This window comes from Microcoleus sp. K1-B1 (assembly GCF_036704705.1).
Taxonomy (GTDB): domain Bacteria; phylum Cyanobacteriota; class Cyanobacteriia; order Cyanobacteriales; family Microcoleaceae; genus Microcoleus.
Genome location: NZ_JAUBSH010000027.1, coordinates 58,994 through 76,051, shown reverse-complemented (window position 1 = coordinate 76,051; position 17,058 = coordinate 58,994). Strand labels below are relative to the sequence as shown.

At 43.6% G+C, this 17,058-nt stretch carries 19 protein-coding genes and 1 other RNA gene; 15 read left to right on the top strand and 5 right to left on the bottom strand.

Annotated elements, in window-relative coordinates:
* Window positions 1-207: 207 nt before the first annotated feature.
* A complete protein-coding gene (locus QUA83_RS12810; protein WP_333293518.1) occupies window positions 208-762 on the bottom strand; it encodes a 2'-5' RNA ligase family protein in 555 nt (184 codons plus the stop codon).
* 120 nt (window positions 763-882) lie between these two features.
* Between QUA83_RS12810 and QUA83_RS12805 the strand changes: the two genes are divergently transcribed.
* From QUA83_RS12805 to QUA83_RS12750, 12 genes are all read left to right on the top strand, one after another.
* Window positions 883-1,149 carry a YciI family protein gene (locus tag QUA83_RS12805; RefSeq protein WP_006632991.1) on the top strand — a complete coding sequence of 89 codons (267 nt, stop codon included), beginning with the start codon at window positions 883-885 and terminating at the stop codon, window positions 1,147-1,149.
* A 23-nt stretch (window positions 1,150-1,172) separates the two neighbouring features.
* Window positions 1,173-1,269: signal recognition particle sRNA small type (gene ffs / locus QUA83_RS12800), an RNA gene on the top strand.
* A gap of 23 nt (window positions 1,270-1,292) precedes the next feature.
* Window positions 1,293-1,673, top strand: coding sequence for a phasin-related domain-containing protein (locus QUA83_RS12795; RefSeq protein ID WP_333056143.1), 381 nt, complete (start codon window positions 1,293-1,295; stop codon window positions 1,671-1,673).
* A 198-nt stretch (window positions 1,674-1,871) separates the two neighbouring features.
* Window positions 1,872-2,315, top strand: coding sequence for a hypothetical protein (locus tag QUA83_RS12790; protein ID WP_333293517.1), 444 nt, complete (start codon window positions 1,872-1,874; stop codon window positions 2,313-2,315).
* Between the two features lie 34 nt (window positions 2,316-2,349).
* Window positions 2,350-2,925, top strand: a complete 576-nt coding sequence (locus QUA83_RS12785) for a Uma2 family endonuclease (RefSeq protein WP_333293516.1) — start codon at window positions 2,350-2,352, stop codon at window positions 2,923-2,925.
* A gap of 90 nt (window positions 2,926-3,015) precedes the next feature.
* Window positions 3,016-4,362: a DNA phosphorothioation system restriction enzyme gene (locus QUA83_RS12780; protein ID WP_333293521.1), complete on the top strand. Its 1,347-nt coding sequence runs from the start codon at window positions 3,016-3,018 to the stop codon at window positions 4,360-4,362.
* A gap of 202 nt (window positions 4,363-4,564) precedes the next feature.
* Window positions 4,565-4,840: a hypothetical protein gene (locus tag QUA83_RS12775; RefSeq protein WP_333293515.1), complete on the top strand. Its 276-nt coding sequence runs from the start codon at window positions 4,565-4,567 to the stop codon at window positions 4,838-4,840.
* On the top strand, window positions 4,837-6,903 hold the full coding sequence (locus QUA83_RS12770; RefSeq protein ID WP_333293514.1) for an AAA family ATPase: 2,067 nt from the start codon (window positions 4,837-4,839) through the stop codon (window positions 6,901-6,903). The genes QUA83_RS12775 and QUA83_RS12770 overlap by 4 nt, the downstream gene beginning before the upstream one ends.
* Window positions 6,893-7,549: a Uma2 family endonuclease gene (locus QUA83_RS12765; RefSeq protein ID WP_333293513.1), complete on the top strand. Its 657-nt coding sequence runs from the start codon at window positions 6,893-6,895 to the stop codon at window positions 7,547-7,549. The genes QUA83_RS12770 and QUA83_RS12765 overlap by 11 nt, the downstream gene beginning before the upstream one ends.
* A gap of 12 nt (window positions 7,550-7,561) precedes the next feature.
* Complete coding sequence (locus tag QUA83_RS12760; protein ID WP_333293512.1) at window positions 7,562-7,882, top strand: nucleoside triphosphate pyrophosphohydrolase; 321 nt, start codon at window positions 7,562-7,564, stop codon at window positions 7,880-7,882.
* A 67-nt stretch (window positions 7,883-7,949) separates the two neighbouring features.
* Window positions 7,950-8,420, top strand: a complete 471-nt coding sequence (locus QUA83_RS12755) for a DNA phosphorothioation-associated protein 4 (protein ID WP_333293511.1) — start codon at window positions 7,950-7,952, stop codon at window positions 8,418-8,420.
* 10 nt (window positions 8,421-8,430) lie between these two features.
* Window positions 8,431-9,489, top strand: a complete 1,059-nt coding sequence (locus QUA83_RS12750; protein ID WP_333293510.1) for an endonuclease/exonuclease/phosphatase family protein — start codon at window positions 8,431-8,433, stop codon at window positions 9,487-9,489.
* 12 nt (window positions 9,490-9,501) lie between these two features.
* Here QUA83_RS12750 and QUA83_RS12745 read toward each other — a convergent pair whose 3' ends face one another.
* The 3 genes from QUA83_RS12745 to QUA83_RS12735 form a co-directional block, all read right to left on the bottom strand.
* On the bottom strand, window positions 9,502-9,894 hold the full coding sequence (locus QUA83_RS12745) for a type II toxin-antitoxin system VapC family toxin (protein ID WP_333293509.1): 393 nt from the start codon (window positions 9,892-9,894) through the stop codon (window positions 9,502-9,504).
* Window positions 9,895-10,146 (bottom strand): DUF2281 domain-containing protein, encoded by a 252-nt coding sequence (locus QUA83_RS12740; protein ID WP_333293508.1) that lies wholly within the window; start codon window positions 10,144-10,146, stop codon window positions 9,895-9,897.
* Window positions 10,147-10,243: 97 nt separating this feature from the next.
* Complete coding sequence (locus tag QUA83_RS12735; RefSeq protein ID WP_333293507.1) at window positions 10,244-11,836, bottom strand: DGQHR domain-containing protein; 1,593 nt, start codon at window positions 11,834-11,836, stop codon at window positions 10,244-10,246.
* Window positions 11,837-12,115: 279 nt separating this feature from the next.
* Here QUA83_RS12735 and dndB point away from each other — a divergent pair, with 279 nt between their 5' ends.
* A complete protein-coding gene (gene dndB / locus QUA83_RS12730) occupies window positions 12,116-13,258 on the top strand; it encodes a DNA sulfur modification protein DndB (protein ID WP_333293506.1) in 1,143 nt (380 codons plus the stop codon).
* Here the strand turns inward: dndB and QUA83_RS12725 are convergent.
* Window positions 13,251-13,862 (bottom strand): hypothetical protein, encoded by a 612-nt coding sequence (locus tag QUA83_RS12725; protein WP_333293505.1) that lies wholly within the window; start codon window positions 13,860-13,862, stop codon window positions 13,251-13,253. The two genes, dndB and QUA83_RS12725, sit on opposite strands and share 8 nt — an antisense overlap.
* Before the next feature lie 219 nt (window positions 13,863-14,081).
* On the opposite strand from QUA83_RS12725, the gene QUA83_RS12720 reads away from it, so the two are divergent.
* Window positions 14,082-15,050: an HNH endonuclease gene (locus QUA83_RS12720; protein ID WP_333293504.1), complete on the top strand. Its 969-nt coding sequence runs from the start codon at window positions 14,082-14,084 to the stop codon at window positions 15,048-15,050.
* Between the two features lie 22 nt (window positions 15,051-15,072).
* Entirely contained in the window at window positions 15,073-16,791 is a 1,719-nt protein-coding gene (gene dndC, locus QUA83_RS12715) for a DNA phosphorothioation system sulfurtransferase DndC (protein ID WP_333293520.1), read from the top strand.
* Window positions 16,792-17,058 lie beyond the last annotated feature (267 nt).

Below are 17,058 nucleotides of genomic sequence, written 5' to 3'. Positions count from 1 at the left end.
TATAATATAGGGATAAGCTAAAATAAAAGGGGAACTGTATCATACTTTTCCCCTTTTACAAAATTGGGATGCTCCCGTTGTGACTGGCTTTAATTTTAAACAGGTTTGTAGTCAGGAAATGATATTTATCAGGATTTGCTAAGAAAAAAAAATGGGAAAACGAACCGCGAAGACGCGAAGTCCGCGAAGAAAGAGAAGGGAGAGAGTTTAGGCGGAAAGTGGGAATTGGTTGCTGATGTTCCACCGGCTGCCGTCGTGAAGCAGTAAAGTTAATGCGGAAGCGGTAAACTCAAAGTGGAGCGATCGCCCGGAGAATTCCAACCAAGCCGTTTGAAAATTCTCCTTAGTTAAATCGCGAAATGCTACTGTCATGTGCGGTACAAATGGGCGAGTCTGAGAAACTCGATCGACTATTCCTAAAGTAGCCTCGATATAACTCATCAAATCTTTGTGAATCTCCAGCAATTCGGGTGATTTGACAACATCAGCGTAAATGACGCGGGGCGCGAAAGCAGCAAAACCGGATAGAGTAACGGGAATGGGCCGCCGGTTTACAGAAAACTGGTTCAAACTTTCCTCTAATTTGGGAACATCTTCCGCTAACAAGTGAAAAGGAGGTTGCAGCGTGATGTGCGGCGGCGAATTCAAAGCACCGCGGCTGTTGTAGTGTTCCGCAAAATACTGTTGAATCTCAGTAATCTGGTGTTCAATATCGGGAGGCGGCACTAGGCCAATAAAAAATCGCTGTTTTGACTGGTTCATGGGATAACATCGCAGTTAAGAAAGGATGGTGCAAAATGGAATATAGAGCATTTGCTCTAGATCCCATTGCTGATCGCCCATTCCCAATCTAAAATATAAAATCTCAAATCCCAAATAAAAATGCCTTGGTTTGTCAAAATTGAGCAAGGAATTGTCGAAAAGCCTGTCTTTGACCAATATGTGCCAGCTCACAGAGCTTATGTCCGAGAGTTGATTTCTAAAGGACACCGAGCGAAAACTGGCTACTGGGGGCGGCGGGGCGGCGGTATGTTGCTGTTTGAGGCGGGTTCGATGGATGAGGCGAAGGCGATCGTCGCTGAAGACCCGCTGGTGAAGAACGGTTGCGTTATTTATGAAATTTATCACTGGTGTGTGGTTGAAGAATAAATAACTGTGTTATACTCGTAAATGAACTGGACCCACGCGATTCCAACGCCCAAATCTTGTCAGGACCGGAAGGTAGCAGCAACACGGGATGCTTGTAATAGGCGTGGTCTCCGGTTCACCCAGTTTTATGAGGTGTAGCTCCTATGCCTGGTTTTGGAGATATTTTACAAAAAGCAGTTTACCTTGGTGTCGGGCTAGCTTCCTATGCTGGTGAAAAAGCTGGCAGCAAGTTAACTGAATTACGCACTGAAGCCCAAAAGCTGGCAGACGAATTGGTGAAGCGGGGCGAGATGTCCACGGAAGAAGCTCGTCGCTTTGTTGATGATATGGTGCAACAGGCTCAGCAGCAGCCCCCCGTAGCCTCGGCTGGGAACGAAAAACCCGCTGAACCTCGGCGGATTGAAATTGTTTCTGAGGAAGAAGATGTCTCGGCAAAAGATGCTAAAGAGACAGGCGGCGTAGACAAGCTCCGCGAACAAGTGCAGAATTTACAAGAGGAATTGCGGCGGCTGAAGCGGGATTAAGCAGCAAAAAGCTCGCTCAGCAAAGCATGAAGGGAACTCAGGAGAATAATCTTGAGTTCCCTTTTTGAATATTTCCCCTGTCAGATGTGGACGGATATCAGGCAATAGGTAATAGAATTGAAAGTAGGTGCGATCGCTTCGCATGAGGCTGGCTGCACCTGTCTGTAAAATATTTTGTAATAGCCAACTGTCAAATTCATGGAAGATTGGTCTAAAGATTTTTTTGGAGTGATGGAAAATGCTGTTTCTGAAGTAGAGCATTTTTTCAGCGAAATGGGCGAAGAGTTTGTCGAAATGCTGGACGTTTTGGCAAAAATGTCGGAAGAGTTTACAGAACAAGTACAAAATAATCTGATTAACGACATTGATGGTTATTTCAATGAATTTGACGGTTTATTTAATGAATTTATCGAACCGATAATTGAAATTTGCCGCGACTTCGACCCGCAATTTGATGAGATAGATTTGTCGATGGTTACTTATGTAGACCCCTCGCCGACGCAGCAGCCGGCTTGTCGCGGTTGTCGCAACTATCACGGTCAAGTTTACGGTGGCAATTTGTTGGTTTGTGCGATGCACCCTACTGGTGTGGAATCGGAGAGTTGTGCTGATTGGGAAACTGACAGCGATATGAATTTTTAAGACGGCAGTTGAGTTGTTGAGGGGTTAATGGCTTATGGTAACGTCAATTCAGTCTCCGTCAAAGATTTCTCTGGAAGAGTTTCTGCTATTGCCTGAGACTAAGCCGGCTAGCGAGTATGTTGACGGTCAAATTTATCAAAAAGCTATGCCCCAAGGAAAACACAGCACGTTACAAATCAAATTTTCATCCGCTATTAATCAAGTTGGCAAACCGCAAAAGTTAGCTTTTGCTTTTCCCGAACTGCGCTGTACTTTTGGGGGATGTGCTGTTGTTCCCGATTTAGCAGTATTTGAGTGGTCGCGCATTCCTCTGAATTCTCAGGGAGAAATTGAAAATAGGTTTGAAATTGCGCCGGATTGGATAATTGAAATTTTATCGCCGGATCAAAGTTCTAGTCGCGTGATTAAGAAGATTCTATTGTGTCTCAAAAATAAGACTAAATTGGGTTGGATGATTGACCCGGAAGAAGAATTGGTAATTGTTTTTAAACCGCAGCAAGAACCTGAAATTAAAGAGAATCAGGATATTTTACCTGTGCTCGATGTGCTTTCGGGTTTGCAACTGTCGGCGGATGATTTGTTTGGGCTGTTAAGTTTCGATCGCCCGTGAGTTAAAGTTGAGTATAGGGAATTTTGCATCTAACGGCATTTAAAGGTGAATCGCTCAACGGCTAATAATTCGCAATTTGGGTTTCCGAAGATGCCGCCATCGCTGCAATTGCGACAGTATCAGCGAGTGGCGGTTGCTAATTGGTTTGCGAATCAAGGACGCGGTACGCTGAAAATGGCGACGGGTAGCGGCAAGACGATTACTGCACTGGCGATCGCCACTGAATTATACAATAAAATTAACCTGCAAGTCCTGCTCGTAATTTGCCCTTACTGCCACCTGGTTAATCAGTGGGCGCGCGAATCCGAGAAATTTGGTTTAAAACCTATTTTGGCTTTTGATAGCGCCCGCAGTTGGCAAAATAAGCTGGCTGCTGGTTTGTATGAAGTGCGCTCTGGCGAGCGGGCATTTCTCACAATCATCACTACCAATGCTACCTTAATGGGAGATAGTTTGCGATCGCAACTGCGCTATTTCCCAGAAAAAACCCTGATTATTGGAGACGAAGTTCACAACTTAGGCGCGCCCCGTTTAGGAGAAAGTTTGCCGCGCAATATTGGACTGCGACTCGCCCTTTCCGCCACCCCAGAAAGACATTTCGACGAACAGGGAACAGAAGCTATTTTAGATTATTTCGGCCCAGTTTTGCAGCCGGAACTCACCTTAGCCGACGCCATCCGCCAAAAAGCATTAGTACATTATTTATACTATCCAATTTTAGTAGAATTGACCGAAGCAGAAACCCGCAAATATTCCCGCTTAACTCAAAAGATTGGCTGGGCGCTTTGGGGCGATGAAAAAGTAGAAGAAAACGACGCTTTAACGACTTTATTAATGCAGCGAGCCCGGTTAATTGGGGCTGCGGCTAATAAATTAGTAGCTTTGCGAGAATTAATGATTCACCGTCTCGATACAGCCCACACTTTATTTTACTGCGGCGACGGTGCGATCGAAGGAGGTGCGCGCCGAAATAACAACCGCCAACTAACAGAAACCGCGAAGTTACTGGGTTCAGAATTAGGCTACCGAGTTAACACTTATACAGCGGCAACTCCTTTAGCAGAAAGAGAACGATTGCGCCAGCAATTTGAGAGTGGAGAATTGCAAGGTTTGGTAGCGATTCGATGTTTGGATGAAGGCGTGGATATTCCAGCAATTCGCAATGCTGTAATTTTAGCAAGCAGCAGCAATCCGCGCCAGTTTATTCAGCGCCGAGGACGGATTTTGCGGCCGCATCCGGGGAAGGAAAGGGCAACTTTATTTGACATGATAGTTTTGCCTCCAGATTTGGGTCGGGAAACCTTAGAAGTCGAGCGCAATTTGCTGCGAAAAGAGTTGAAGCGGTTCTTGGAATTTGCCGATTTAGCTGACAATGCTGGGGAAGCTAGAGTGAAATTGCTGCAACTTCAAAAGCGTTACGGGCTATTAGACATTTGACATTTATTAAGGTTCGGTTTATGTTTGAGAATAGAGAATTATTTGATCGCAGTTTGAGTTGCTAGTTTAGTTCGCGATCGCACCCAGACTTCAGAAACCAGGTTTCTTTGTAGATTTCTCGTGACTGTTCGCAAAACTCGTAAAAACCGGGTTTCTCGCCCCTGAGCCTAGGCACTGTATATTTTAATATTTGCAAAAAAAAATGACTGAAAATCTGAATGAAAATTTGATTCTGGCATTTAGATATGAAGATAGTGCGATCGCCGCCGTACCGACAAGCATTTTAGCAGAAAAGCGTTCTCCTTATCAAACTCATCAGGAATTCAGCGACGTACAGCAACCTATTACTAGCGCGTCGCCCGAAGTCCGACAAATTATTGAGCGGGTATTGGAAATTGAAAAAGATAAGTTGTACATGAGAGCTCCCCGCCACATTAACGATGACATTTTAAAAATTATTAAGGAAGCAATTGTATGAAGTTAATCTCAATTACTCTGTGCAACTTTCGTCAATTTTACGGCAAAACTCCCGAAATTAAACTAGCTTGGGGAGCGCAAAATATTACAGTAATCCACGGGAATAATGGCGCTGGAAAAACGGCATTAATGAATGCGTTTACGTGGGTACTTTACGGAAAATTTAGCGCGGCTTTTGCGGCGGAAGAACAATTAGTAAACAAGCGCGCTCTGGCTGAGGCAGAAATGGGAAAAGCCGTAGGTTGTTGGGCGGAAATTGTGTTTGAACACGACAGCACGCGCTACCAAGCAAGACGCATTTGTCGTGCTTATAAAAGTGAAGACACTGTAGAACATGGCAAGGCTGAATTGTTTCTGAATGTAGCAAAAGATAACGGTCTCTGGCTGAAGCCGGATCAGCATCCCGATGATATTATCGGGCGGATTTTGCCGGAAAGTTTACATAAATATTTCTTTTTTGACGGGGAGCGAATCGAGCAAATTGTCCGCTATGACAAGAAGGCAGAAATTGCTGAAGCTACTAAGGAGTTGCTGGGGGTGGAAGTGTTGAATCGATCGATCCGGCATTTACTAGAAGCAAAAAAATCTCTAGAGACAGATTTAAATATAATTGGTAATGCTGAAACGAAGAAACTTTTAAAAGATAAGCAAAAGATTGAGCAAGAAGCTGAGCAACTTTCAAGCAGACAAGTAGAAATCGAGCAGGAATTGGTGAACCAAGGGGAGTTGAAAAAAGCCGTTAATGGTAACTTGTTGGAACTTAGCGGTGCGGCAGATTTACAAAAGTTGCGAGACGAATTGGAAATGCAGAAAAGTTTATTTAAGCAACAAATTGTACAAGCTACAGATGCTCTCAAACGCTCAATTTCTATGCGCGGTTACGCGGTATTTCTGTCAGAGGCGGCGGCTGAATTTGAAGTGATTGTCGGGGGTTTGCGGGAAAAAGGCGCGTTGCTTTCGGGGATTCAGCGGCCGTTTTTGGAAGAGTTATTAGCGCAGCATAGGTGTATCTGCGGTGCGGAATTAGTGGAGGGTTCTGAATCTCGCCAACAGGTTAGCGCTTGGATGGATAAGGCGGGTGTTGGCGATGTGGAAGAAACAACTATTCGGATTAGCGATCGGGTAAATGAAATTGATAGGCAAGTGGCTGATTTTTGGGAGGAAATTGACCGACAGCAAGGCAATATCAGCCGTGACAGAACCGAACTTTCTCGGGTGGAAAATCAGTTAGACGATATTCACAATAAGCTGCGCAATTTTCCTGACGGCGATGTCAGCCGCTTGCAAAAGCGCTTGGATGAAATTGAGGCAAAAATTGGCGATTTGCACCGGGAAACAGGGTCTAACCAGCAGCAGATTGAGAGTTTGAATGCGTCGATCGCCAATCTGGACAAGCAAATCGATAAGCAGCAACTGAATGAGCAAAGGCAAGTATTAGCCCAGCGCCGGATTGCTGCGACTCAGGATGCGATGGATCGCCTAACTGAAGTGCGATCGCGCTTAGAAAAACAGTTTTCTTCTCAGTTAGAAAAGCGGGTGCAAGATATTTTTAGTCAAATTTCTTTTACTCCTTACATCCCCAAGTTGAGCGATAAATACGAACTGACGCTAGTAGAAAATACGTCGGGAAAAGAATCTTTGGTTGCCGCTTCTACAGGAGAAAATCAAATTCTCAGTTTATCGTTTATCGGCGGGATTATTGAGGGCGTGCGGGAGTGGAGTCAAAAGAATACTTTGATGGGCCCGGATAGCAGTACGTTTCCAATTGTAATGGATTCTCCCTTTGGCAGTTTGGACGAGATTTATCGCAAGCAAATCGCGAATAAGCTGCCGAAGTTGGCGAATCAATTGGTAGTTTTGGTAACGAAAACTCAGTGGCGCGGAGAAGTTGCTCAAGAGATGGAAAGTTCCATTGGCAGGGAATACGTGCTGGTGTACAATTCTCCGAAAGCTGATTGTGAAGAAGACGCGATCGAACTTGGCGGGACGCGCTATCCTTTAGTTAAGCGCAGTCCCAATGAATTTGAATATACGGAAATTGTAGAGGTGGATTATGGCTTCTAATTCGGTAATTACGCAGGTTTTGGAAACGGATATTTGGGTGAAGGCGACGTGGGAAGAGTTTCTGAATTTTGCTGAGGATTCAGCATGGGAAAAGGGCAAGTTTTATTACTATCAAGAACACATGAGGGTAGAAATGTCACCAGTAGGGCCGTTGCACGGGCGTCAAAATTCGATCGTTTCTTATGTAATTATTCTTTTTGCCACCTTGAGAAATATCCGAGTAGTTCAGTTTACTAATACCAGTTTTCGTAAAGCAGGTATTGGCGAGTTTCAACCTGATTTAGCTTACTATATCGGTTCAGATTTGAGAGTGCCTCCTGATGACAGCAATTCAACAGTTGATTTGAATGAATACGATCCGCCTAATTTGGTAGTAGAAATTGGGGCATCTTCTTTTAACGATGATTTAGGCACTAAGCGGTTGCTTTACGAAAATGCAGAAATTAGTGAATATTGGGTGGAACGTGCAAACACGCGGGAGGTTTTTGCGTTTGCGATTAATGGCGGAGGTAGCGGGAGAATTCAAGAGTCGCGGGTTTTACCGGGGCTGGAAATCCGGTTAGTTGAGGAAGCTTTGAATCGGAGTCAAACGCAAGATGATGGGGAAATTAATCGCTGGTTGATTCAAACTTTTAGTCAAGGTTGAAGGGAGTTTGACGTGGAAAAAGAGTATCATAAGTTGGTGCGCGATCGCATTCCTGAAATTATTCGCAAAAGCGGGAATGAATGCGAGTTTGTAATTTTGTCGGAGGCAGAATACCGTCAAGCTTTGCTGCAGAAATTGATTGAAGAAGCGGGGGAAGCGGCAGAGGCTGATGAGGAAGATTTGGTGGCGGAATTGGCGGATTTGTATGAGGTGATAGATGCGGTGATGGCGAGTTTTGGCATTTCGGGCGAGCGACTTTTGGCAGAACAAATGAAGCGGCGGGAAGCAAGAGGAGGTTTTGCACAAAAAATTATGTTATTGCGGACATGGTGAAGTACGCCTGTGCGAACTGTTGGATATTGGTGAGATGTATTATAGTTAGAAACTAGATATTATGGCAATGGCTGCTAACAAAATTAGAATTGCTAAAGATAAAGCGGAGTTAGTCAAAGCATTAACTTTATCGGATAACAACACTGGCCCTTTCCAGACATACGCCGATGTCATAGCCTTCGCCGCATCCTTGGGAAAGCAGCGGAAAAAACGATCGCCTTTGGGGGAAATTTCTAAACGAGAACCCGGTGCGATAGATGTTGATATTTTTGTATCCAGGGGTTACGATATGGCGATTAAGTTAATTGCGATCGCCGAAACCAAAAATCCTCAAATTCTCTCCCATCTCGACGAACAATTGGAAGCAGAACGCTTGCAAATTTTTGAAGAATATGCTAATGGTGGACTGGAAATTTTGCGCGAAGAGTTGCGGGGTGCGGCGGATTATACCGATCGCCTGTTGTTGGTTTTGATTTCTGAAAGAGACAATCAACATCGGTCAAATGAAGAATTCGATTTAAGCAAGTTCTTATTTTAATAGGTTTTAAATGAAGCACATCCCAAAAGATATAATCCAGCGAGGCTTAAAGCAAGCTGCAAAATTTCTCGCTTACAGTTACTCAGTATTTATTATCTGCTATTTCATTCTCAAACTAATTTTTTGGGATAGACTGTGGATTATTGCCTTAATTAGCACTTTTAGCCCCTTAATTTTATTCCCAACTTTCCTGCTTCCTATCATCGGCTTGTCAATTATCAAAAAAAGATGGTTCACTATTATTTCTGCGATCGCCTGCATTCTCCTAATAAGTTGGCTGCACGTCAAATACTTTTATCCCACACCAATCAAAATCACAGATTCGCAGCCCAGCATCAAAATTTTATCCCATAACCTCAGTTGGCATAAAACTCAGTCACCTACTTTATTTAAACTGATTCAGAAGCAAAAACCCGATATTATATTTTTACAAGAAATCGTTAGGAAACATACTGAAAGAGCTTTCACCTGGTTAAAAGCAGACTACCCCTATCAAATTGGCACTCCCCCTGTAGGAATTCTCAGTAAATATCCGATTGTATCCAGCGAAATACTGCACTTAGCCGGCCATCGAGAAACGCAGCAACGGGCAATTATTAAATTTAACGAACAAGAAGTAGTGATTTACAATATGCAAGCTACCGGGCCGTGGTTTAAGAGATATAGAATCGGGCGTTTTCTCAAAATTCCAGTTTACCAATATGGCAAACGAGCGCCTGAAATTCAAGACTTAGTGCAGCGAGTTGAGCGAGAAACTCTGCCAGTAATCGTCGCGGGCGATTTTAATATGACCGACGAAACTCAAGACTATGACAGCGTGCAGAAAGTCTTGCAAGATGCTTTCCGAAAATCTGGATTTGGGTTTGGTTTTACCTGGCCTCGCGGTTGGGAACTTAAATTATTGGTAAAAAGGTCGAATTGGAGATTAAATTATCCGGTTTTCAGGATTGATTATATTTGGTATTCACAGCATTGGGGTGCTAAATCGAGTTCGGTTTTGGAGGCAACAGAGTCCGATCATTTGCCTGTAGGAGCCGAACTTATTTTGTTAAAAGAAGCCAGATTGTGAGAAGTTTTTTAATCAATACCAGTCTGCGATTGGGAGTGCAGAAACTCTAGAAAATTCGTTGACATTGTGGGTGACGAGAGTCGCTTGGAGGGCTACGGCTGTCCCTGCAATCAAAACATCCATCGGGCCGATGGGAGTACCTTGTTGCTCCAACTGGGCGCGAATTGTAGCAGCCGCAAGAGCAGCATCGCGATCGAAAGGAATAACGTTAACTCTGCTCAAAAATTGCTGAAGTTGTTGGGTGCGTTTGGCCGGCGAATTGGATTTAGCAATGCCGACTTGCAACTCAAAAAGGACGATCGTAGAAATGACTATTTCCTGGGGAGAAACATTAGCAAGGTTTTGAGCAACTTGTCCTTGACCTTTGAAATAGTATATCAAGGTGTTGGTATCCAAAACGTACATTTACAGACTCTCCCGCAGGATATCTTCTCCGGATTCAGCACGAATATCTTCCAGGGATGGAAAATCTTTTGCCCAAGTTCCAGCAAGGGAAAAAACAAGTTCAGTCCAAGGAATCGGAGAGTCTACGGTGTCTGTTGGTTGGTTGGCGCTCAGGTGCTTGGCACAAACGAATTCAGCGAAAGTGAGAATTTCGCTGGCTTGGTCTTTGGGAAGGGTTTTGACGATTGCGTAAATCTGTTCAGCGATGGTCATAATCTGGTTCTAGGTAAGGTGCAGATTCAATTATACAAAACCAATTTGCTTCCTGCTTTATCAGTCTTCGTTGCTGTTGGCTTTGCCCAATAAAAACTTAGCTAAGCACTGGCGGCAATCCTACCTCTTGCGGCTGCACAAACTTGCCGTTAAAACTAACAGCTTTATCCTCAAAAGTCCTCGCTTCCGCTACCGCTTGCCGCAAATGAGCTCGCTCCATATCGTCCTGAATTCCCCCCACCAAATATACAATTAACTTTGTCGCTAAATCCTTTCCAGAAACTAGCATTCGCTTTTTGTTCGGATCGTACAAAATCCCGTACCACGCAGACTCAGGATTGTCCATGTGGCTAAATCCTTCATCCACATCGAATCTGCGGAGTTTGTCGAAAATAGATTTCAGGGAAAGTTTCTTTCTAAATACTAGAATTCCCAAAGCATTAGCTAAAGCAATTTGACCGACTGGACGGAACAAAAGATTTCCCTCGCCCCCTGGCTTTTCAAAACTAAATCGGCGCAATTCACTCGTTTCTTCGCCGCTTTCAATTCTTTGATAGCTGGGTAAAGTTGCTAAATGATCGAACAATTTTTTAAACTCCTCAATTCCCTCTTTCAGTTCTTCATCTTCGGGACGCATGGGAATTAAACCTTTTCGTTCCGGCTTCCAATGGGGGAATTTGTATTCTAAATATCGTTCTGACATATCTTGCAGCGCTTGCAATGTGGTTAAGACAGTTGATTTTGCTGCGACTGTGGCGCTGTCCCAATTGACGCGGGGGTTTCTGTCATCTTGTTCTTTTAATAAGGGATGGGTGACGGCAATTTTTCGGGCTGCGATCGCAAATCCGTTGTCCTCGTTCAATAATGCTAGCTGTCCCTGACTCAGCGTTACGGCCATTAGGTTAACGTGCACAAAGATCGATCGCACCCGCCGTTGTGCTTGCTGTCGCGTTTCCCCCGCTACCGCCGCCGGAATAAACTCAATCCCGATTTTTTCGTGAGCTAATTTATACACTGTTTCGGGGTCGATTTGATACTCTTCTGCTAAATCTTCCAGAGTAATTGCAGCGCCGACAGGTTTTTTATTTTTGTTGTATCTTTGCAGGATTCCGGTTTTAATTAAACTCATTAAACCTTGAACTCCCATCAGCCGATGCTGGCCGTCTAAGGCAAAAATTGAGACTTTTTGAGAGACATTCAAAAGCCCTAAGTTCTCGTTTTTATCAAAGGATGTAAATTCAGTCGCGGATTTGGTTGCTACGCCATTTTTATCCCATTCCTCGGCTAGAGGATTGTCTACCCACGGGGGACTGACGACTACTAAAACTGCGGGGAATTTGTGCGATTTTCGGGCGGCTAAGTATTGAGTTAGGGTGGCTTGCCGCGACCAATCTAAGGGACGCTGGATAATTTCGTCAATGGTTTCGTCGTCGCGGACGATGTTGTTGGTTTGGAGGTCGAATTTTTGGCGGAAAAGCGGCATCTGGGAGGCGAAACGGACGCGAGAGTCTAACCATTCTAGGGTGACTGAACCGATGTATGCTTCGCTGTTTCCCATCTGGGTTTTTTGTACGAAAATGCGATCGTCCTTTCCTAAATAATTATCTAATAAAAGTGCGATTTCCTGTCTGTCGCTATTTTCTTTTTCTAAAATTTTGCTAGCGAGGTCATCCGCTGGGTTGGTATTCATCGGCGGTTTTTAGATAATTAGACTATTTTTTCAAAAAATATCATATATTAAAGTTTATGTCAACACTTGTTTTTAAAAAAACATTGTGAAATACTTAATTTATGCCCTAATAGCCGACCTCATTACCATAAACTTTGCCAAAAGTCAATAGCTATTAATGCCCAATGCCCAATGCCCAATGCCCAATGCCCCATGCCCCATGCCCCATGCCCAATGCCCCATGCCCCATGCCCCATGCCCCATGCCCCATGCCCCATTCCCAATGCCCCATTCTAAAATATGTCTACTCCTTCTTTTGAATACATTTTGCCGGTAATTCGGGGCATTCAAGCAGGCCGCGAATATTACGTGTCGATGTGTCCGGTGCGTTTTTTGCCGAAATTGTTTCCCTTTGAATCTGAAGAATTGCCGCCGTCTATGCGGGCGAAACGCGCGCTTAACAAAGCTAGGATTCCCGAAATTGCTGATTATTTTGTTAAGAATCCTACAAATTATACTTGTGGGGCTATTGCTGCTTCGATTGATGCGGATATTACTTTTGAAGCAGTGGGAAATGAGGCCGAAGAACGGAAAATCGGTCGCTTGCGAGTGCCGATGGATGCTAAGTTTACTATTAATGACGGACAGCATCGGCGCGCAGCTTTTGAGATGGCTTTGAGGGAAAATCCGCAGTTGGGATATGAGACGGTGGCGCTGATTTTGTTTCTCGATATTGGGTTGGAAAAATCGCAGCAGATGTTTGCTGATTTGAATAATTTTCAAGTTCCTTTGGAGGCGTCACTCAGTCTACTTTACAACCACCGGGACGATCACGCTTTTGTGGTGAAGGCTGTTGTTAAGCAGGTTGAGGTTTTCCGGTGTTTGACGGAGATGGAGAGGGGGAGTTTGAACGGGCGATCGCACAAATTGTTTACGCTGAGTGCGATCGATCGTGCTATCATGGCTTTGCTGTCTAATATTCACGGCAGCGAACAGGCAAAACCCTCTGGTTCTCGCACCAAAAAAGAACAGAAAGAGGAAGAACTTGCTCAAAAAATACAACTGGCGGTTAGTTATTGGAATGCGGTTTGCAGTTTTATTCCAGATTGGCAATTAGTTCTGCACAAGCAAGTTGCGGCGGGGGAAATGCGCCGGGATTGCGTACACTGTCACAGTGTTGTGCTTGAGAGTTTGGGGGAAGTTGGGGCGGCTTTGCTGGCGGTTTTTCCTGAGAGTTGGGAGGAACGTTTGAGCCTTTTGCAGCAGGTTGATTGGTCGATTTATAATCCTGATTGGGAGAATGGGATTTTGTTTAAAGGGGGGATTTCTAAGTCGAGGGCGAGTGTTAGTTGGATGACTGATTATTTGAAGGTTAAGTTAGGTTTGGAAACCGCAGATGCAGCACAGCAGCGCCCAAATGCCGCCAAAAACTATGCTAATTAAAATAGCGTCTGAATGGTTCTGCAAGAATGCCCAATATTTGGTCTAGCTGAGTAATAAAATATTCAGTCAAATCAATTTTTAACAACTGATTTTCTAGAATTAGGAATTTCCAGTTTGTACCAGTTGAAACTGCGCCATAAATTGCGGATTGTTCTTGCCCTTTGCGGGCATTAAATATTTGAGCTGCTGCCATCTGAGCCGCACACTGTCCCAATCCTATTCTAATATCGTTGTCTTTTGCTTCCACCAATGTCAAGACTGGGGCAGTCACTAATGATTGATTGCTCGATGCGCTGAGGAGAAAGTCACAAGCCCCGGTTAATCCTTTGCTCTCTTCTACGTTAAATGTGTTGCCAGAAAAATAGCCAATTTTGTTATTAAAAGTGCGCCGGATTTCGAGTAGAATGGGAGTGATGATTAATTCCGAGCGAGCTTTTTTGGTGCTGATACTTGAGGCTAAGTCTAAAGCTTCGTCTAGAGTTTGTGTGAGGCGTTCTGAAGGTGCGAGGGGGGTAATTTGGCTGAATAAGTGGGGAATGTCTTCAACGGTTAGATCCAGGGTTGAGACGGCTTGGTCGATGGTTTTGAAGTCGCTGTAGGACATATTTAGTTTGCGGATGGGATGGATTTGAGAACCGCAGATGCACGCGGACAGTGATATAATTATCACCTGTCTAGGCTATAAAATCACTTTTTAATCGGTTGACACTGCTTAAATTGTCTAGTTTCTGCATTATGGTTTTGCCTTGGGGCGCTTAACCCTCTGTTGACAATAGTGTAAAATTTCAGGTCGAATTGTATTTAATCCTAGCGGGAGGAGAAAATGACTACAGGAGAAAAGTCCGAAAATAAGAATTTAGCGTATTATCGACAACGTTTTGCCGATCTTAATGTCAGTAATACACGCCAACGTGGTCAAGCTAATCATAAGCCAATATTACTATTATCAATCATCGATCTAATTGCTCAAGGAATAATTAGGGAGAATCGAATTTATGTTTCAGACGACTTAATTAAAACGTTTAATAAATATTGGGATATCTTAGGTTCTGAATCTCACAATCGTGGTTTGCACTATCCATTTTGGCATTTGGAAGGCGATGGTTTCTGGCATAAAACATTAAAGTCTGGATTTAAGGGTTCAAAGCCTAAGACCACTAACAAGCTAAGAGAAGCTGTAGAATACGGTAGTTGGGATAATGAATTATTCAATTTACTTCAAGACCAAAATTCGAGATCGGAATTAATAGATACACTGATTGCGACATGGTTTTCATTAAATAGGGACGATATTGGAGATATTTTGCAAGTTAATCAAGACTTTGAGAAAGTTACTCAGACAGAAAGAGAACTATCAGACTCAGCAGGAATTGCTGACGGAGAACCAAAATTTTATTTAACAAAATCTGCTGTTAGAAATGCTTTTTTCAGGAAAGCAGTAGTACATACATATGATTACAAGTGTGCATTTTGTCGATTAAAAGTCATCAGGAATCTCACTCAAACTATTGTAGATGGTTCACATATTAAGCCGTTTTCAAAGTTTTATGATAATCAAATTAATAATGGGATATCATTGTGTAAAAATCATCATTGGGCTTTTGACCAGGGTTGGTTTGCTATAGATGATAATTACAGAATTATCGTCGCTGATGACTTAGAAGAGGAATCCCCCAATGCCAGATGTATGAAAGATTTTCATAGTGAAACTATTCTCCTGCCGGCTTCAGACCAAGATTTACCAAGACTTGAATCGCTAGAATGGCATCGGCTGAATGTATTTAGAGCTTAATGAAGTAACTGAGGTTGAAGACATGACAGAAACAATGCAAATACCACTCTTTCCACCCCGTAGTGTAAGTGAGTTAGTGGCAGAAATAGAAAAATTAAGTAAAGAAATTAAAGAGTTATATTGTTTAGATGATATACCTTGGGTTTTAGGATATTCCGGCGGAAAAGACAGCACTACGGTAGTGCAGCTTATCTGGTATGCGATAGCAGAATTGCCACCTGAAAAAAGAACGAAAAAAATCTATGTAATCACCACAGATACACTTGTAGAAAACCCGATAGTTTCTACTTGGGTACGTCAGTCATTAAAACAGATGAAGTCTGCTGCTATAGAGCAACAGCTACCAATAGAACCTTATATGCTTTATCCAGATGTCAAAGATACTTTCTGGGTAAACTTGATGGGAAAAGGCTACCCAGCACCGAGACATGGATTTCGCTGGTGTACTGAACGCCTGAAAATCCTTCCTTCTAATCGGTTTGTTCGTGATATGGTGAGAATCAATGGAGAAGTAATTCTTATATTGGGTACTCGCAAAGCTGAAAGTATTAAACGCGCTGTTTCAATGGAGAAACATGAAATAGGTCGCATGAGTGACCGTCTAAATAATAATTCTAGTTCCATTAAGTCTTTGCTTTATCAGAGTCCTAGTCTGCCTAATTCCCTAATTTATAGTCCGATAGAAGATTGGCGAACTGATGAAGTGTGGATTTATCTGAATCAGTGGCCTAATCCTTGGGAAAATAGCAACAAAGATTTATTTACCATGTATCGAGGTGCAACAGCAGACAATGAATGTCCTTTAGTTGTCGATACTTCTACCCCTAGCTGCGGCAGTTCTCGCTTTGGCTGCTGGGTTTGCACAATGGTAAGCCAAGATAAATCAATGGAGGCAATGATTCAAAATGATGAGGAAAAAGAATGGATGCAGCCTCTTCTCGATATTCGTAACGAATTAGATATAAAAGACGATCGCCCAAAAAGAGACTTCCGCCGCATTTACGGTAGAGTAGAACTGTTTGAACGCAACATGGGCGACGACACAACCTCCGTCGAACCCATCCCAGGGCCCTACACCAAATTCTGGCGAGAACACTGGCTGAGACGAGTCCTGGAAGCACAAACCCACGTCCGCAAAACCGCCCCCCTAGAAATGCGCGATATCACCTTAATTACTCCTGAAGAACTTAGCGAAATCCGCCGCATTTGGCTGGAAGAAAAGCACGAATTCGACGATTCTTTGCCCCGGATTTACCAAGAAGTTACGGGCGAACCTTTTGAAGATTCCCGTCCCGCCGCTGAAAGAAAACTCCTCGGTAGCGATGAATGGACTGCGATCGAAGAGATTTGCAGCGAGGACAAAATGCACCTCGAATTGATGGCAAAACTCCTGGATACAGAACGCCAATACTACACGAAGCCCCGCCGTACAGGCATTTACGCCGATTTGGACAAATGCTTTGAAACCAGTTCGCGATCGAAGGAAGAAGCGATTGGCAACGCCCACTATCAACGCAATTTAAAAAAAGCGGTGGAAGATATTAAAGCAAATCCGACGGAAAACATTCGGCAATTCAAAGATGCGATCGCCCAAACCAACAGTTCGGCCAAAAACGATACCGTTGATATTGCCAAACTTAAAGAAGAACTCGAAAGTAATAGCAATCAAAGCAGACAGCTATCTTGGGCGGATATTAAATTTTCTACTCCCGATGTAGAAGAGAAAAATAGCAAAGATTAGGTCAATAATGTCGATCGGGCGATCGGGCTTTGGGGAATCGGGCTAACCCGAAGATCCGCCGGGGATTGAAATCCCTGTCTCACAGCAAAAGTCGGTTAAAACCGACTGAAGGGCGAAATTCAACGATCGCCGATTTCAGTCCTCTCGATCGCACTTTGGGGCATCGGGCTAACCCGAAGATCCTAGGAGTGATTGAAATCCCCGTCTCATAGCAAAAGTCGGTTAAAACCGACTGAAGAACCAAATCAAACGATCGCCGATTTCAGT

Coding starts and splice junctions, on each gene's coding strand:
- QUA83_RS12810 (WP_333293518.1), bottom strand. CDS start 762: ATGAACCAGTCAAAACAGCGATTTTTTATTGGCCTAGTGCCGCCTCCC.
- QUA83_RS12805 (WP_006632991.1), top strand. CDS start 883: ATGCCTTGGTTTGTCAAAATTGAGCAAGGAATTGTCGAAAAGCCTGTC.
- QUA83_RS12795 (WP_333056143.1), top strand. CDS start 1,293: ATGCCTGGTTTTGGAGATATTTTACAAAAAGCAGTTTACCTTGGTGTC.
- QUA83_RS12790 (WP_333293517.1), top strand. CDS start 1,872: ATGGAAGATTGGTCTAAAGATTTTTTTGGAGTGATGGAAAATGCTGTT.
- QUA83_RS12785 (WP_333293516.1), top strand. CDS start 2,350: ATGGTAACGTCAATTCAGTCTCCGTCAAAGATTTCTCTGGAAGAGTTT.
- QUA83_RS12780 (WP_333293521.1), top strand. CDS start 3,016: ATGCCGCCATCGCTGCAATTGCGACAGTATCAGCGAGTGGCGGTTGCT.
- QUA83_RS12775 (WP_333293515.1), top strand. CDS start 4,565: ATGACTGAAAATCTGAATGAAAATTTGATTCTGGCATTTAGATATGAA.
- QUA83_RS12770 (WP_333293514.1), top strand. CDS start 4,837: ATGAAGTTAATCTCAATTACTCTGTGCAACTTTCGTCAATTTTACGGC.
- QUA83_RS12765 (WP_333293513.1), top strand. CDS start 6,893: ATGGCTTCTAATTCGGTAATTACGCAGGTTTTGGAAACGGATATTTGG.
- QUA83_RS12755 (WP_333293511.1), top strand. CDS start 7,950: ATGGCTGCTAACAAAATTAGAATTGCTAAAGATAAAGCGGAGTTAGTC.
- QUA83_RS12750 (WP_333293510.1), top strand. CDS start 8,431: ATGAAGCACATCCCAAAAGATATAATCCAGCGAGGCTTAAAGCAAGCT.
- QUA83_RS12745 (WP_333293509.1), bottom strand. CDS start 9,894: ATGTACGTTTTGGATACCAACACCTTGATATACTATTTCAAAGGTCAA.
- QUA83_RS12740 (WP_333293508.1), bottom strand. CDS start 10,146: ATGACCATCGCTGAACAGATTTACGCAATCGTCAAAACCCTTCCCAAA.
- QUA83_RS12735 (WP_333293507.1), bottom strand. CDS start 11,836: ATGAATACCAACCCAGCGGATGACCTCGCTAGCAAAATTTTAGAAAAA.
- dndB (WP_333293506.1), top strand. CDS start 12,116: ATGTCTACTCCTTCTTTTGAATACATTTTGCCGGTAATTCGGGGCATT.
- QUA83_RS12725 (WP_333293505.1), bottom strand. CDS start 13,862: ATGTCCTACAGCGACTTCAAAACCATCGACCAAGCCGTCTCAACCCTG.
- QUA83_RS12720 (WP_333293504.1), top strand. CDS start 14,082: ATGACTACAGGAGAAAAGTCCGAAAATAAGAATTTAGCGTATTATCGA.
- dndC (WP_333293520.1), top strand. CDS start 15,073: ATGACAGAAACAATGCAAATACCACTCTTTCCACCCCGTAGTGTAAGT.